Annotated in this window: 13 protein-coding genes; 8 read left to right on the top strand and 5 right to left on the bottom strand. The window is 57.7% G+C overall.

The features are described 5' to 3' along the window. The first annotated feature begins 53 nt into the window (after positions 1-53). The gene (locus BHW66_RS09690) at positions 54-461 is read left to right on the top strand and encodes an OsmC family protein (protein ID WP_215836338.1); all 408 of its coding nucleotides are present in this window, start codon (positions 54-56) and stop codon (positions 459-461) included. A gap of 158 nt (positions 462-619) precedes the next feature. Then, on the top strand, positions 620-1,054 hold the full coding sequence (locus tag BHW66_RS09685) for a hypothetical protein (protein WP_286689020.1): 435 nt from the start codon (positions 620-622) through the stop codon (positions 1,052-1,054). Positions 1,055-1,065: 11 nt separating this feature from the next. On the opposite strand, the gene BHW66_RS09680 is transcribed toward BHW66_RS09685, so the two are convergent. Both BHW66_RS09680 and BHW66_RS09675 read right to left on the bottom strand, forming a co-directional pair. Further along, the gene (locus BHW66_RS09680) at positions 1,066-1,533 is read right to left on the bottom strand and encodes a deoxycytidylate deaminase (RefSeq protein WP_215444062.1); all 468 of its coding nucleotides are present in this window, start codon (positions 1,531-1,533) and stop codon (positions 1,066-1,068) included. Continuing rightward, a complete protein-coding gene (locus BHW66_RS09675; protein WP_237970141.1) occupies positions 1,523-4,189 on the bottom strand; it encodes an MFS transporter in 2,667 nt (888 codons plus the stop codon). Before BHW66_RS09675 ends, BHW66_RS09680 begins: the two co-directional genes overlap by 11 nt. 476 nt (positions 4,190-4,665) lie before the next feature. Here BHW66_RS09675 and BHW66_RS09670 point away from each other — a divergent pair, with 476 nt between their 5' ends. The 6 genes from BHW66_RS09670 (at position 4,666) to BHW66_RS09645 (ending at position 12,968) form a co-directional block, all read left to right on the top strand. Next, positions 4,666-5,226, top strand: a complete 561-nt coding sequence (locus BHW66_RS09670) for a hypothetical protein (RefSeq protein ID WP_094139648.1) — start codon at positions 4,666-4,668, stop codon at positions 5,224-5,226. A gap of 80 nt (positions 5,227-5,306) precedes the next feature. Next, a complete protein-coding gene (locus BHW66_RS09665; RefSeq protein WP_164917371.1) occupies positions 5,307-6,194 on the top strand; it encodes a prephenate dehydrogenase/arogenate dehydrogenase family protein in 888 nt (295 codons plus the stop codon). A gap of 134 nt (positions 6,195-6,328) precedes the next feature. After that, positions 6,329-8,536, top strand: coding sequence for a TonB-dependent receptor (locus tag BHW66_RS09660; protein ID WP_286689019.1), 2,208 nt, complete (start codon positions 6,329-6,331; stop codon positions 8,534-8,536). A gap of 15 nt (positions 8,537-8,551) precedes the next feature. Next, on the top strand, positions 8,552-9,298 hold the full coding sequence (locus BHW66_RS09655; RefSeq protein WP_215433471.1) for an ABC transporter ATP-binding protein: 747 nt from the start codon (positions 8,552-8,554) through the stop codon (positions 9,296-9,298). 5 nt (positions 9,299-9,303) lie between these two features. Further along, the gene (locus BHW66_RS09650) at positions 9,304-12,120 is read left to right on the top strand and encodes an ABC transporter permease (RefSeq protein ID WP_215433473.1); all 2,817 of its coding nucleotides are present in this window, start codon (positions 9,304-9,306) and stop codon (positions 12,118-12,120) included. A 212-nt stretch (positions 12,121-12,332) separates the two neighbouring features. Next, positions 12,333-12,968 (top strand): CatA-like O-acetyltransferase, encoded by a 636-nt coding sequence (locus BHW66_RS09645; protein WP_102739027.1) that lies wholly within the window; start codon positions 12,333-12,335, stop codon positions 12,966-12,968. Between the two features lie 49 nt (positions 12,969-13,017). Here the strand turns inward: BHW66_RS09645 and BHW66_RS09640 are convergent, their stop codons facing one another. The 3 genes from BHW66_RS09640 to BHW66_RS09630 are packed head-to-tail and all read right to left on the bottom strand — an operon-like array spanning position 13,018 to position 16,566. After that, a complete protein-coding gene (locus BHW66_RS09640; protein ID WP_286689018.1) occupies positions 13,018-13,986 on the bottom strand; it encodes an ABC transporter ATP-binding protein in 969 nt (322 codons plus the stop codon). 18 nt (positions 13,987-14,004) lie between these two features. Next, positions 14,005-15,426 carry a ribosome biogenesis GTPase Der gene (der, locus tag BHW66_RS09635; protein ID WP_240044118.1) on the bottom strand — a complete coding sequence of 474 codons (1,422 nt, stop codon included), beginning with the start codon at positions 15,424-15,426 and terminating at the stop codon, positions 14,005-14,007. 48 nt (positions 15,427-15,474) lie between these two features. After that, complete coding sequence (locus BHW66_RS09630) at positions 15,475-16,566, bottom strand: LptF/LptG family permease (protein ID WP_094139643.1); 1,092 nt, start codon at positions 16,564-16,566, stop codon at positions 15,475-15,477. Positions 16,567-16,642 lie beyond the last annotated feature (76 nt).

The raw sequence follows: 16,642 nt of genomic DNA, 5'->3' as shown, positions 1-16,642 counted from the left end.
GGGATTCAATGTTTGTGTGTTGCATGGCGGGGAGCCTTGTATAAAATAAGGCCATGGTAAAAACTAAAACGACGTACGAGGGCGGCCTCCATTGTTCCATGGTTCATGAACCTTCCGGGGCCACGCTTTCCACGGATGCCCCCGTGGACAATAACGGCAAGGGCGAGTCTTTTTCTCCCACGGACCTGGTAGGCGCGGCGCTCGCCGGCTGCATGAGCACGATCATGGGTATTGTTGCCGGGCGTAAGGGGATTCATCTGGAAGGAATGACGGTGGAAGTGGCCAAACACATGAATGCGGATCCCCGCCGTATCGGCAAGCTGGAAGTCGTCATTACCGTTCCGCTTCCGTCCGATTGTCCGGACAGGAATCTGCTGGAACAGGCAGCTCTGAGCTGCCCGGTCAAGCACAGCCTGCACCCTGATATTGAAATACCCATTACCTGGAAATGGGTTGGCTGACAGCTTCCGTATTTTCTTGAGACCGCCTGTGAAAACAGGCGGTTTTTTTATGATGTTAAAAAATGTTGGAAAAATGAAATAATAGTTGAGTGCGCTTGACTTATATTTTTGTGTTGTGCATTTTTCCGGGGATGAAAAAGTTGTTCCCTGTCTTGTTGATGATTCCTGTGACGGTGTGCGGATTGTTGTCCGGATGCGGCGGAGGTTCGGGGAAATCCGGAGACGACGGGAATACTTCTTTGAGCGGACAACAGGTAAGCCTGTTTGAGGGAGGGAGCATCTTATTCCAGCTCCAGTTCATCGGGCAGGACGTGGATGTTATCAGAATGGATACAAGAGCCGTGTACGACGGGGTTTATACGTACCGGTTCAATAGCGTGGGGAATGTTGGCGTATTGAATATTGCTCCGGCTGCCAACAGCAGCTCCGCCTGTACCATGGCGAATGTGAACATTGCCTTTGACGACGCCGGGCGGAATGCGGGCGTCATTACTTCCGGCACCATTACGGAAACCGGGCTTGATTTGGACCCGGCCATTGACGGCGTTCCCCGGTCCATGGCCGGTTGGACGTGCCGCGTGCATCGGGATTGATTTTCCGGGGATCAGTTGTCCAGGACAAGGGGGAAGTGCCGGCTGAGCGGATAGTCCGTAACCTGGATCAGTTCCACGCCGTAAAGGCTGGCGATGGCAGGGGCTTCGGATTTATCATAAGGCTCACAGTAATAAATGGTCTTTACGCCGTGAGCGCACAGCGCCTGCATGCAGGAGGTACAGGGCATTGTGGTGCATGCCACCACCTTGGCTTCCCCCCTCCGGAACAGGCTGCACAGGTTGATTTCCGCATGCAGCATGTATTTCTGGCGTTCTTCCCGGCTGGCCCAGAAGGTGTCCTGAGCCTTGAATCCGGGATACAGTCCGTTGTAGGCGGTGCCGATGACGCGGTTGTCCGCATCCAGGGCGGCGGCTCCCACCTTGCGGTACGGATCCTCCGACCGCAGGGCTGCCGCGTGCGCCAGCGTCATTACATACTGCGGGATGGGAAGGCGGGTTGACGAGGAGTTATTGTTCATGGTTGGAAGACTGGAGTTCCGCCAGGAAGCCCGACTCGTCCAGGTACAGGTTGGGCGGCAGGGAATAAGGGGTGGAGAGGGTCGCCCCGGCGATGACGTTGGAAAGAGGGGGATTCAAGTAAAAGCCGGGAAGGAGGCGCCCCCTTGTCCTGGCCCGCATGCCGAGCTGCACGGTGCCGTCATCCAGCTTGAAGACGCTTCTCTTCATGGACATGGCCAGGATAATGCCGCGGTCCGTGGCGAAGCAGGGCCGCCAGCCGATGTTGGGGAGAACCAGGTCTCCCGAGCCGCTGAAGTCATAAAACGGCGTGCGCGTCTTCGGAACCAGGCTGTAGAGCCTGCGGCGCAGGAAATCGGAGCCGGCTATCTGCCTGATGCCTTCCGGCATGCTGTGGTCCCCGTCGCTGATGAGGTAAACGGGAGTGCTGGTGAGGATGGGCCAGAGGACGGCGGCCACCGTTTCGTGGACTTCTTCGCGTCCTACGCTGGTGAGCATAAGTTCCCGGGGTTGGAGGGAGTTCACCCGTTCCAGCTGCTGGGCGTTCATCCAGAAGTCGCACAGGCGGCTTTGGGAGCGGGTGCTGTCCAGCAGGGTGGACAGCCATTTCCTGAGTTCCGGATGCTCCGCTTCCACGGTGTCGTTCATCAGGCATTCCGCTATTTCGTACCCGGAGAGCCGCGCGTTTTTAGAGAAGACCAGCGGCTTGTGGGCGATGCGCTCCAGATGGTTCAGGATGGCATCCCTGCCGATGCTGGCTGCAATTTCCAGGCATGTGGAGGACAGCTCCCGCAGCGTGTTGATGACCATGCGGGGATTGACGGCGTCAGGCTCAATGGGCTCTCCGATGGCGGCGGTGAAACGGTAGGGAACGCGGAGAGGCGCCTTGGAGAAGAAGCGGTTGCCCGAGTAGGAAAAGATGCTGCCCCATAGTTCGTCCATGTAAATGGGCACGATGGGGCAGCGCGATTTTTTCGCCAGCATTTCCAGCCCCCGCCGCGCGGCGCAAAGGGTGCCCGTGCGGGTGAGCTGGCCTTCCGGGAAGATGCAGATGACTTCTCCGGCCTTCAGGGCCTGGATGGCCTTGGACAGGGATTCCCGCGGATTACGGGAGGAAATGGGCAGGCAGTTGAAGAGTTCCAGAATCCAGCCGAGCCAGCGGATGGCTACGAATTCCTCCGCCACGATGAACCGTATGGGGCGCGGGCAGATGAGAGAAAGGAACAGCGCATCCCCGTAGGTGACATGATTGGAGACGATGACGGCTCCGCCGTCTTCCGGAATGCGGTCCTGGTGGATGATGCGGGAGCGGTAGACAATCCTCATGATCCAGAGGCCCATCATGCGGATGAATTCACGGGGAATAAGCCGGAATGCCACAATGGTGATGACCACGCCCAGGGCGGCCAGCACCCAGAATTGGTTCTGGATGGAGAAGATATTCCTGAGCATGAGCTGGAAGCCGACGGCCACCAGCCCCATCAGGCAGTCCATCAGGTTGCCGGCGGCGATGACGGTGCTGCGGTTGGAGGGGTCGCAGTTGTCCTGAAGGTGGGCGTTTAACGGCACCAGGTACGCGGCGGCGAAAGCTCCGGTGATGCCGAACCCGATGTTGCTGGGGAGGGAGCCGGGTGCGAAGAAGGACATGAATATGCACCCGATAGTGAAGCCGATTGCGCCCAGGGGAATGAGCCCCAGTTCAATTTTTTTACGGCAGATGATGGAGGCGATGACGCCGCCTACCACCGTGCCGCCGCTGAGCCATGCCATGAGAATGGCCGCGGACATGCTGAATCCGGTACCGTCAATGGGGTGTTCCTGGGCGATTTGGAGGGAGATGAGCATCAGGGCGCCGGCCAGGAACCAGAAGTAGGACACGCCGATTTCGCTGAGCCTCAAGTCCCGCTGGCTCCAGAGATACTTGAGCTGCACGAAATGTTCGTAAAAGAGCTTCCATTCGAATTTCCTGGTCTGGTTGGCCGGATACCGCGGGAGGTAAAGGGACGCAATGGCTACGGGAACGGCGATGCAGGTGAGGATGAATGTGGGGAAAGCGGCTGCTTCCCAGCCGTCGTTGGAGGAGACTTGCAGGATGTCGAACCAGGCGAAGATGCCTATCTGGGCCGCTAGCATGGACAGGATGAGGCTCATCTCCATCAGCCCTGAAGCGTAGCCCAGCTGCCGGGAGCCTACCATGTCCTTGACCACTCCCTTTTTGGCCGGGCTCAGGATGGTCGCCTGGACGGAGAAGACGCAGAACCAGAAAACGGCCATTTCAATGTTTTCGTATTTGTAGCACAGAAGCATGGCCCCCAGTACCAGAATCTGTAGGAAAGACATGAATTGAATGATGCGGGCCTTGCAGAAACAGTCCGCCAGCCATCCGACGAAAGGGGAGAACAGAATGTAGGGCAGAACAAAGATGCAGGCCAGAATGTACTGGAGGGAGTTGACCCAGGAATCCGGCCCGTATGCGGCGTTGGTGGAAGCCAGCCAGACGCCCAGCGGAATCAGCAGGAACTGGGCGGCTTTTTCATTGAAAGCGTTCTGGGCTTGAATGAGAATCAGGGAATAAAATCCCCTCCATTCCTGTTTTGAGGGCATTTTTTTCTTAGATGTCTGTACGTCATCCATGTGGGGCGGATTGTAGCAGATCATGGGGGGTAGGGAAGGATAATCTGTTCCCGTACAGGCGCGTTCCCGGGAAGAGGGGGAAGCGTTTTTTCCAGTTTTTTGAAGAGGGCGGGCAGGGGAGGGCCGGAGGTCGGCGCGGCATGTTCGGGAGGGAAGCGTCTCTTCCCGCTGGAGAACGGAATGGAGCTCCGGCTTCTTCCGAATAAGGCTGCGGCAGGAGTACCTGTTGGAGCGCTTGTTGATAAAGAGTGATGGTTGTTCCGTCTTTGTGCCGTTTTCCGGCTCTTCCTTTTGTTGAGTCCGTCCAGGGCTGTTCCGGCGCTGCCGATGGGTAAAAGAAATGCGGCGAGCGCGTCTGTTCGGGCGGCTTTGCCCGCGTGCGGGGACGGAAGCCGAAGATTCCTTGTCATGAAGAGGTTCGGCAAACAGGCTTTATGGTTGACATGAGGTTGCGGGACCGTAGGATGCTGGCAGAAAGCTATCACCCGAAGAGAGATTATATGAATACTTCCCCGACGATAGGCGTGCTGCTGGCCGCAGGTGCAATTCTTCTGCCTTCCTGTGAAACGGAGCGCGTGAATGAACGCCCCATCGGCATTTATCCTACGGAAAATGTCTATCCGTCCGGCGCTGTGGGCGCCCAGGGCGATAGCCTGCTGAATGATATTCAGCGTGAAAATTCTCTGGATCCGATGGCCGGGCAGAATTCCGGTTTTAACCCGGACCCCGCCCGGACCAATTCCGGGACCATCGGCAATATGGTGGGAGGGGCCAACAATATCACGCCTCCGGCTCCCGTTGTGCCCAAGCCCGTCGTTCCTAATCCCGTGAGTGGTTCCGCCGGTTCCGGCATTGCCGCCCCCAGGCCAGTAGAGCCTCCCGCTTCTTCTTCCGTACCGGTGGCGTGGCCTACGGCGGATCCCACGGTGGTGGTCAGCCCGTATGACCGCACCAAGAAGATCAAGATTTTGAACAGGAGCACCAATAAGCCGTATCCCTCCGGGACGGTATTGCGGGACACCAACTTTCCCAACGAGATTAAGAAGTTCCGCGTGCCCTGATGCGGCCGCCGCAACGAGATCATGCCGCGCCCCTGAACATGCCGATGTTCCGGGGCGCTGATGTATTCCCCTGTAAATCCATGAGAGAATATTCCAGAAAGCAGCTTTTTTTCTCCTCCGTCGCCATTCTCGGCCCCGGCCTTCTGGGTGGGTCCCTGGCGCTGGCCGTCAGGAAGCAGTTGCCGCATGTGCACGTGAGCTTGTGGGGCAGGAGGGAAGAACCATTGGAATATGCCCGTTCTTCCGGAGCCGCCCATACCGCTTCCACCCGGATGGAGGAGGTGGTGGCAGGGGCGGATTTGGTTGTGCTGGCTACCCCGGTTGGCGTGATGCCCCGCCTTGTTTCCGACATGCTTCCTTTATTGAAACCGGGAGTACTGGTAACGGATGTGGGTTCCGTGAAGGGGTGTGTTCACCAGGCCGTGGGCTCCGTGCTGAAGAAAGCCGGCGTGGCGTTTATCGGCTCCCATCCCATGGCCGGTTCCGAAAAGCAGGGTATGGAACATGCTTCCGGGGACCTCTTCCGGGATGCGACCTGCATCCTGACGAATGACGAGCATGTGCATGAAGATGTGCTGCTGTTGCTCCAGCGGTTCTGGGAGCGTGTGGGCTGCCACTGCATCCGGATGAAAGCGGCGGATCATGATTCTTCCGTGGCACGCATTTCCCACATACCTCATGCTTTGTCCGCCCTGTGCGTCCACAGCGCTCTGGACGGTGGGGATACAAAGCTGCTGGGGCTGGTATCCGCCGGAGGTTTCCGCGATACCACCCGCGTTTCCATGGGGGAACCGTCCATGTGGGCTGAAATTCTGGCGGAAAATGCCCCTGCTGTTCTGGAGCGTCTGGATGAAGCCCTGTCCCAGCTGGGACAAGTGAGGAATTGGCTGGCCGCAGGGGATAAGGAGGCATTGCGGGAATGGCTGAAGGCTGCGGCGGAGAGCCGGGCGCAGGCGTTGGGTTTGTGAAAGGGCGGGGCCGTTCTGCCATCAGATGCGCTTTTGCCGGAAGGAAAAGGAACGGTCTGTTATCAAATTGTTAACAAACGGGAATGGACGGTTCTTTGTTCCGTCCTATACTTGCCCCTATGCGTTTATCCAACATGAATACCCCCCGCCATCGCCGCCAGGGGCGCGGCCTGCACCGTGCTGCCGCCATTGGGAGCCTGCTTGTTCTCGGACAATCTGCCTATGCCGAGACAAAGGCCGCCGCCGCAGAGGAAGGCGTGCAGGAAATGCCGGAACGCGTGATGACCATCCGTTCCAGGTCCCTGCGGGCGGAAACGGTCAGTTCCGCTACTCTCACGAACATGAAGACGGAGGAAGTTCCGCAAACGGTAAACGTCATTACAAGGGACCTGATGGATTCCAAGGGGTCCGATTCCCTGGTGGAAGCGCTGCGTATGGATTCCTCCGTCAATACGGGTGGGGACATGCTTTTGTCCCGTACGGCGGACCAGTACACCATCCGCGGCTTTGCCGGCAGTGATGTTCAGATCGGCAATATGCCCCTCCCGCGAGGCATGGGGTATGGCATGGATACGTCCCTGATAGAAAATATTGAGATTGTCAAAGGCCCCATCGGTTCCATTTCCGGCGGTCAGACCAGTACGCTCGGGGCATACGGCGCCGGCGGTTCCATCAATCTGATCCTGAAGGAGCCTGATTTTCTGGAACGGACGGAGTTGACGGCTTACGCCCGCCTTTCCCATCACGGGCAGAAATACCGCGCAACGATTGACGATACCCGGTACAGGGGGGATGAAACGAATGGATTTGCCCTGCGTACGGTGGTAGCCGCCGAGTATGAACGCCCGTTCTGGCTGAGCAACGGAGCCAACGGAGGCCAGAAGTACACGGTGTCCCCCATTTTCCGCTGGCAGCATGATTCCCGCACCAAGACGGTGCTGACGACCAGTTTCCAGTATCAAAATTCTCCGACGACTATGGGCATCCCTGTGTTGGGCGGCCATTTTGTGGGGCCGTATGACGCCTGGTACGGTTCTCCGAGCGGAAGGCTTAATTCCAAATCCCTGCTGGCGATGCTGGATTTCGAACGCAAGCTGGAAAAGATATGGACGATCCGCATTGGCGGCGGTATTGGGTACAGCGATGTGGACTATAATGTCTGGGGCATTTCCTCTTCCGCTGGGAGAGGAACCAGCACGGCGGATTATTACAACCAGATGATTGCTTCCGGAAAGGCCAAATATGAAGCCGCCTGGAGCGACGAGTGGAATATCAACTGGAATTTTTATTCCAACGCACTGGCGGAATTTAAGACCGGGCAGGTGAAGCATGAAGCCCTGATGGGCGTTTCTTACACGGGGAGCAGCACTTATGGAGACGGTTCCAGCCTGGTGACAAATGCCACCGCAAACATGAACGGCTATTTTTCCCTGTACAATCCTCCTCCTTTTTTCCCTGCAGGGCGCGATTATTCCGGCGCCAATGCGACGGATACCGTGGTGCAGAGGGCTGGTTTTCTGCTGCAGGATGTCCTCAGTTATGGACAGTGGCGTTTTCTGGCCGGCGTTCGCGGTGACGCGCATTTCAGCCTGGATAATAATTATGCGTTTGCATGGAGCCCCCGCTTCGGAATTACCCGCATGTTCGGCGAGCGCGTAGCGTTGTTCGCCAATGCAGCCCGTACGTCCGCCCCCAACTTCGGGTATCTGGATGAAAACGGGAAGGAATTGACCGATTCCTGGCGTACGGACCAGATGGAATTCGGGTTCCGGGTCAGCCCGGTTGATAAGGTGTGGTTTTCCGCTTCCTGGTTTGACATCATCCAGAATAATACGCCTGTTGCCATAGACGGATATACCAACCGGTACTATTCGGACGGCTCCAAGAGGGCGGAAGGCGTGGAACTTTCCCTGAACGGGGAAATAACCAAGAATTGGAGTTCCTATCTTTCCTACACCTACACCCGCACCAAGAACCGGACCACCGGGGAAGTGTATCCCACGATTGCTCCGAATGCTCTGGCCCTCTGGCAGAAGTACCGCATTGACGGAGGGTTGCTGAACGGTACGGTGCTGGGCCTGGGCTACCGCTGCAAGGATTCCTACTACGCTACGTTCCGGGGCGCAAAAATTGCGGACAACTACACCATCCCCTCCTATAGCGTATTCGACTTTACGGTGGAAATCCCCCTGCCGGAATCCAAATGGCTGAAAGATGCCACGCTGAGGCTGGCTGTGTATAATATCTTCGATAAAAAGTACGTGCAGTCCACCCGCCATGCCGTGCAGTGCACGGTGGGAGAGCCGCGCACGTTTGAAGTAGGCCTGAAGACCACGTTTTAACCTTGCGTTTCCGCCATGAGTTCCCCCGTCATTTCCGTCAGCCATCTCAAGCGCGGTTTCAAATCCGGTTCCGGGAGTATAACTGTGCTGAAAGATATCAGCCTTACCGTGAACCGGGGAGAGTTCGTCGCCGTGATGGGCGCAAGCGGCTCCGGAAAAAGTACTCTGCTGAACGTGCTGGGAGGGCTGCTGGCTCCGGATTCCGGCACGGTGACGGTGGATGGGATGGATCTCGGTTCCATGTCGGATGCCTCCCTGACGGTGTACCGGCGGGACCGTGTAGGGTTCATTTTCCAGATGTTTAACCTGGTGGGCACCTTGAACGTGGAGGAAAACATTCTGTTGCCGTCCCTGGCGGGAGGCAGGAGGGTGGCCCCCGCCGCCCTGGACGCCATGATTGAAAAGGTTGGACTGTCTCACCGTCGGCATGCCATGCCGGATACGCTCAGCGGCGGGGAGCAGCAGCGCGTAGCGATTGCCCGTGCATTGGTTTCCGGTCCCGCTCTGGTGCTGGCGGATGAGCCTACGGGCAACCTGGATTCTGAAAATACCCGGCTTATGGGAGATTTGTTCCGGGATTTGCATCGTGCGCAAGGTTGTGCTTTTGTCCTGGTGACGCATGCGCCGGACGTAGCCATGTGGGCGGATCGTGTAGTCGTACTCAAGGACGGCAGTATTGTGGACGACAGATCCACAGCGGAATTTGCCGGTCCTGCGGAATTGTCCTCCTTCTATGAACGTACGCTGAATGATGCCTTATGACGTTGATGTTCAAACTGATTTGGAGGGATCTGCGCGCCACCCCCGGCCGGATGGCTGTCAGCGTGTTCGCCATCCTTGTCTCCGTCAGCCTCATTGTATGGATGATGGGGAGCTATGATACGCTGGTCAGGGAGTTTGACAATGATGCGGAGGCCTATATGGGGAATTATGACCTCTGCCTGGTGCCGGAGTCTCCCAAAGGGCCCCTTCCTCCCGGACAGTACCCGCAGTTCCGTGACCCGGAGCTGCCCGCCCGTCTGGCCGCCTCTCCCCTTGTAGAGACGGTGAACGCCGCGTGCCAGGTGCCGCGCCTCCAAATCGGCTGCGGAAATGAGCGGGGCAGCTTTGACGAGCAGACGCGCGACCGCATGGGAATTCCTCCCCAGAGCCCCATCCTGGTGGGAAACCATGCTGTGGAGTGTCCTTATGAGTTGAAAGAGGGAGTTTGGCCGGATATGGCTTCCTCCTCAGCCATGGAGGGGGTGCTGGGCAGCGGAAGCGCCAAATATTTCAGCGCGGGAGTGGGGACTGTCATGAACGTGCGCGTGGGAACGCATGTGTACGACGTAAAGATTGTGGGCATCGTCAAGCAGGCCAAGGCCACCCCCGGCGTCATTATGGGGCCGGGCGGCATGTCCGGCCCGGTTTTTTCCTCCCTTTTTGTGCCCGTGAAGGTATGCGAGAAAATTACGGGGCAGCCTTTTGCCCCCAATTTGATTTACGTTCAGCTCAAGGAAGGGGTGGACAAAAAGGAATTTACTGAGAATTTCCGGCAGGAGCTGGTCCAGGCTTCCGCTGCGGTAGCGGATACGGATTCCATCATCCGGCGGCTTTCCAGCGATCGGTCCGTCCGTTCACAGAAGGATAGCGCGGAAATGTCTGTCTGGCTTGTCCTGTTTTCCTGTATTTTCATTATTTTCACAACGCTGAGCATTGGCGTCAGCGAACGTGCCCGCAGACTGGCCCTGATGCGTGCTCTGGGGCTGGGGCGCATGCAAATTGCACTGCTGATTGCAGGAGAGGGGATTTTTCTGTGCATTCCGGCATTGCTGGGAGGGCTGGCCGCAGGCTTTTTTCTGGTGTACCTGCTGGAGGAAGGCTCTGCCTCTGTACCCGTGCTGACCTGGTCCACAGTATTAACCGCCGCCGTATGCGCTGTGGGCGGGGCCTTGCTGGCTTCCATCATTCCTGCGTGGCGCGCTTCCCGCCAGTCTCCGCTGGAAGCGGCCGTTCCTTCCTCCGGATTCATCGGGAAGGTGAGCCGTGTTCCTGTGTGGTCTGTCGTGGCGGGCCTCGCATGCGTGTGTCTTCAGCCTGCGGCCCTGCTGTTGCCGGGCCTGGAGGTAGAAACGCGCAAATGGATATTTTTCTGGCTGGGTTACCCCGGTCTGGTAGCCGGTGCGCTGTTTCTGGCCCCCACCTTCGTGCGCGTGACGGAGTGGACCGGGGCATGGATTACCGGATTTCTGCTGCACGTTCCGCATTCTTTCCTGAAAATGCAGCTCAGCCGCAACCTCAGCCGTTCCGTGGGAACTGCCGTATCCATGTCTGTGGGCCTCTCTCTTTTTGTGGGGGTGCAGACATGGGGCTATTCCATGCTGGTTCCTTTTTCCCCGGATACGTCAACACCCGGAACTCTGGTTTCCTTCCTGCATACGGAGTTCAAATCTGCGGATGTTCCGGAGCTGATGGCGCGCCCCAGCCTGCGGAATTCCCGAATGTATCCCATCTACGTGGATGAACCGGATATTGCTCCGGCACAGATGAAAAGCCCCGGTTTTTCCGGGATGCGCAACCGTTCCATCGTACTGGCCGGCATTCCCGTGGCGGAGATGGCCGGGGGGAGCCATCCGCTGTTCAACCCCGTGTTTGTTTCCGGAAATCCGCAGGAGGCTTATGCCATGCTGGAATCCACCCGTTCTCTCCTGATTCCGGATACGTTTGCACGGACGGTGGGGTTGAAGGTCGGGGATGACTTGATGCTGGTTAATCCGTCTTCCCGGGAACTCCGTTCCGGAAATGAGCCCTCTGCCGGTATTCGCGGCCGGGGCAGGGGGGCCGCCGTACGGGGAGAACCCTGGAAGGTGGCGGGAATAGTTTCCTTCCCCGGCTGGCATTGGTTGACCAAGACCAGCGGAATGCGCGTGCGCCGCGGGGGTTTTGTTGCCGCTTTGGCGATTGCCGATGAACGCTGGCTCAAAGAGGAATACGCTCATCAGGGATTCCAGTTTATCTGGGGGGATACTGCTCCGGGGATCAGCAATGTGGAACTTCAGAACGACCTGGGGGAATACGCCCTGATGAAAGTGCGGGAGCAGGAAAACGGAGGGGAAGGCGCCAAGCCTCTGGTGAAGGCCCTGACCCGGGAAAGCCTGGGAGGAAGCGTTACCAGCCGCGGGGACGATGTGATTTTTACGATGAGCAAGCTTCCCATCATCATGATGGTGATCGCCGTTCTGGCTGTACTTAACACCGTCCTGGCTTCCGTGCAGTCCCGCCGCCGGGAATTTGGATTGATGCGTGCGGTGGGCGTGCCGGGCGGCATGGTGATGCGGATGCTCTGGGCGGAAACGCTGATGGTTTCCCTGTGCTCCGTTGTCATGAGTCTTGTGCTGGGAGTCCTGGGCGCCTGGTGCTCCATCCAGATTTTGGAATACGGCTATCACTTCGGCGTCGTTACTCCTCCTGTCACAATGCCCTGGGCGCATCTGGCCTGTGCTGTGCTTCTGGTGTTTGTCCTCTCCTCCCTGGCGTGTCTTCTGCCTGCGTGGCGCATGAAGCATGCGTCCGTGACGGATTTGCTTTCCGTTCGCGAGGGGTAGGAGCATTCAGGATGTTCTTTATTGCAACATAGTTGATGATTGGATAAATAAAGGCATTAATCAATGCGTTGGCGCTGGGAACAGCCGGGCTGGAATTTCCGGGAGAGGCGGGGAATATTGTTGCTTTGACTGCTTCTGTCCTGTTTTTTTGCTGCCGGAGCAACAACGCGAAAACGTGTACGGGGAGCCTTCCCTGAATAGAAAATAAGTGCATGAAAAAGAAAATAGAAATCGCTTCCTGGCCTCGAAGGTCCCATTATGAGTATTTCCGGACGTTTGACTGCCCCATGTTTTCCATTACGTCCCCGGTCCGGGTGGATGCTCTGTACCGTTATGCGAAACGGGAGGGGGTTTCCTTTTTCATTTTGTGCCTGTTTGTGCTGCTGAAGGCGTTGAACAGGGTGCCCCAGCTGCGCCAGCGGGTGGAGGAAGGGGATGTATGGGAGTATGAGTCCGTGGATGCCCTGGTTCCGGTGCTGGCTGCGGATGGAGAATTCACCCAGATTTTAGTGGAATACCGGATGGAGTTGTCTGATTTCCTGAAACATGCCGTTCCTCTTGTGCAGGCTGCCAAACTTGCTCCCGCCCAGGCGAATCCGTGCCATAGGGCGGATATCGCCGTATTCAGCTGCCTGCCGTGGATTCCATTCACACAGGTGGCCAGTGCCTACAGAGTGTTTCGGGGACAATACTTTCCCCTCATCCATTGGGGGAAGATGGAGGCGGATGCTTCCGGCAGGATGGTGATGCCCGTGGCCATTCAGGCGAACCATGTGCTGGTGGACGGGGTGCATGTGGGCCGTTTTTACGGTATTCTGGAAGAATTGTGCGGAAATCAATTCAGTTAAAAGGATTTTCCTGTACGCAGCATTATCTGCGAGCAAACAGGAAAGGAAACTAAGCCAGACAGCCCGGACAGTTCTGGACTGAGTGCCCCGGAGATATTTCCACCAGCTCCGGTTCCCGGTCCGTGAGGCAGAGTGCCGGGTTTCCGAGGGTGTTCCTGGGGCGGAAGCTGCATCCGCATGGCTCCTGAGTCATGTTGGGAGGCAGTCCGGGAATGGTATAGAGGGGGGCGCCTTTCGCATGCAGCCCGGGAATGGATTTCATCAGGGCTCTGGTGTAGGCATGCCGGGGATGTTCCAGAAGTTCCTTCGCCGGGGCGCTTTCCACGATGCGGCCTGCATACATGACGTTGATGCGGTCCGCGTATTGGCGCACCACGCCGAGGTCATGTGTGATGAGGATGACGGAGGTGCCCATGTCCTGCTGAAGTTTTCTGATGAGATCCAGCACCTGCTTCTGGACAGTGACGTCAAGGGCGGTGGTGGGTTCATCCGCGATGAGTATTTCCGGTCTGGTGATGAGGGCCATGGCAATCATCACGCGCTGGCGCATGCCGCCGGAGAATTGGTGGGGGTATGCGTCCATGCGTTGTTCCGCATCCGGTATGCCTGCCAGGGCAAGCTGTTCCAGCGCGCGTGTCCGCGCTTCCTTTTTGCCGGCCCCTTCGTGAATGACAAGGGGTTCCGCCACCTGCTCCCCGATGGTCAGGTACGGGTTGAGGGAGGTCATGGGGTCCTGGAAGATCATGGAGATGCGTTTGCCGCGGATGGCCCGGAGTTCCTTTTCCGGGCAACGGAGCAGATCTGTGCCGTCCAGCATGGCTGAACCGCTTTCAATGCGGCCCGGAGGCATCGGAATGAGCCCCATTATGGAGTAGCAGGTGACGGATTTTCCTGATCCGGATTCACCCACGATGCCAAGCGTTTCCCCCGGGGCTACATCAAAGGACACGTTCCTTACCGCCCGGACAATGCCGGCCCTGGTGTGGAAGGAGGCGCTGAGGTTCCTGACGGAGAGCATGCGGAGAAGGAGGGATGATCAGTCGTTGCGCACGCGTGAACGGGCGGAGAAGATGACCGGAATGCCGGGAGCGGGGTAGGCTTCCCTTATTTTGTTGCGCAGGTACTGGGAATAGCTGTCCGTGAGCAGGCTTTTGTCATTGACGAAAAGAACGTAGCGCGGGACGGGAATAGTATTGTACTTGGGGTCCACCGCTGTGGTGGCGTAATATATTTTCAACCTTCTGGCAGAGCCGCTGGCGGCGCCGGGAGGATTCATCTGCTGGGCAAGCTGGATCAGGCGGTTGAGCTGGCCGGTAGTGGGCAGGTTATGGGATTCCCGGCGGATGCGCGTGATGACTTTGAAGATGATTTCCACGCCTTCCGCTTTTTTGGCGGAGGTGGCGATGAAAGGCGCGTAGTTGATGAAGAATAGTTCCCTGCGCACCTGTTCTTCCACTTCCGCCATGCGGTCCTTGCGGGAGGCATTCGGATGGAAGAGGTCGAATTTGTTGACGATGATGATACAGGGTTTTCCTTCTTCCGCAATGATGCCGGCAATGCGGCGGTCCTGCTGCGTGATGCCCGCCGCAATGTCAATGACCAGCAGGCAGATATCCGCCCGGCGGATGGCTTTTTCACTGCGCATGGCGGAGAAAACTTCTACGGAGGTGTCCCGACGGGAGCGGGGACGCATGCCGGCGGTGTCAATCAGCACGTAGGGCTGGCCGTCGTGCAGATAGGGGATGTCAATGGCGTCACGGGTAGTGCCCGCCACATTGGAGACGATGGTGCGCCTGTCCCGGAGGATGGCGTTGACCAGGGAGGATTTGCCTGCGTTGGGGCGTCCCACTACGGCTACCTTGATGGGAAGGGCCGTTTCCTCTCCGTTTTCCGGTTCTTCCTCCAGTTCTTCTTTAAGCGGAGCCCCTTTCTGCTTGAGAAAACCGTCCAGCCGGGAGGCTAATTCGGAAAAGCCTCTGCCGTGGGCGGCGGAAAGAAAGATATGGTCGTCAAAACCCAGTCCGGTAAATTCGCCCAGATTAAGGTCCTGTTTTTCGTGGTCGGCTTTGTTAAGAAGGAGGATAACGGGAATGTCCGATTTACGGAGGTGGTCCGCGATGTTCTGGTCGATAGGGGTAAGGTGATCCCGGCAGTCCAGCACGAAGAGGATGAGATCCGCCGTTTTTATGGCAATGTCCGCCTCTGCCTCTACCTGTTCTGCAAAGCCGTCGCCCAGGCGCGCGCCGATACCGCCCGTATCCATGATTTTACAGGCGCGGTCCGTAATCTTGCAGGGGGCGGAAAGGCGGTCGCGGGTGACGCCGGGTTCATCATGCACGATGGCGATGCGCCTGCCTGCCATTCTGTTGAAAATGGCGGATTTCCCGACATTGGGCCTGCCTACGATGGCGATGGTGGGGACGTGCTGCATGCACATCATGTTACCCGAAGCTCCCATACTGTGAAAGCTAATTCCACGCCAGCGGGAAGGGCTTCCGCAGGGGGCTTATCCCTTGTGCCTGGCCCGTTTGTGAAGGTGCAACGCCACGGCAACCGTGATGATGTTGGGAAGCCACAGCAGAATATAGGGGAGCATCGTGTCGTTTTTCCGGGACAAGTCTGCAAAGATCAGGGCCAGGAAGTAGAGTGAGGCGATCAGGATGCCCAGGGCAAATCCTGTGGAAGTGTCTTTTCTGCGGGTGTTGATGGCCAGTGGCACGCCGATGAGGGCAAAGACGATGCAGGCCAGGGAGAAGGAGGCGCGCCTGGGAAGTTCCGTGGCGAATTCCGTGGTCTGCTTTTTATCCAGATAGCCGGGCGTGTCCAGAGCTTCCCGGATTTCCCTGTTGGTGAAGCGGTTGGCCTTGATGCGCCGGGAGCGGGATTTGTCTAGGTTGATGCTCAGAGGCATCTCGTCCATGGTCACGCTTTGGGAGATGGAGCCTTCTTCCTGCGTGGTGATGAGGGGATTGATGAGATTCAGGGTGAGGATTTTTTTCTCGGGAGAGAAATCCATGGTCACGCGTTCCGAGTGCATGGCCACAGACGGGGATTTTTCGTCCGCTTTCTGGTAGATATGCATGCCGTGGATGACGTCGTCCACGCGTTTGTCGATGTAGATTTCCAGGTTGTCGAATTTGGTAATGGCCTGGCCTTCATTGAGAAGCCCCTTCGGGTTGATGGAAGCGGCTTTGATGAGCAACTCGGAAATGGATTGCTTGGCGCGCGGTGCGATGTCTATGTTAATCCAGTAGCAAAGGCCGGAAAGGGCGATGCCGATGGCGATGGCGGGGGCGCTCAGACGCCACAGGCTCATGCCGGACATGCGCATGGAGGTGAGTTCGTTGTCCGAGGCCAGACGGCCGTACACCAGAAGAACGGCCGTCAGGAACCCCCACGGAATGGAGAACATCAGCGAAAAGGGGATGACCTGGAAGATGAATTCCAGAACGATGCTGATGGGCGCCTTGTTTTCCACCAGGAGGGGACGCAGTTCCTTGAACAGGTTTCCCAGAAGGAGCAGGGCGCTCAGGGCCATTACCCCCAGGGCCGTGACACCCAGCAGCTGGCGGGCAATGTATCTGTCAAGGATCTTCATGCAGTAAAACCGTGCCGGATATTGTGCCCGAAGGCTGCGGACAAGTCAATCTCGCGCACGGAACAATGCGCATCCC

It is taken from the genome of Akkermansia sp. 54_46, assembly GCF_001917295.1.
GTDB lineage: Bacteria > Verrucomicrobiota > Verrucomicrobiia > Verrucomicrobiales > Akkermansiaceae > Akkermansia > Akkermansia muciniphila.
The sequence above is the reverse complement of the archived record's forward strand: the minus strand, read 5'-3'. Positions and strand labels throughout refer to the sequence as shown.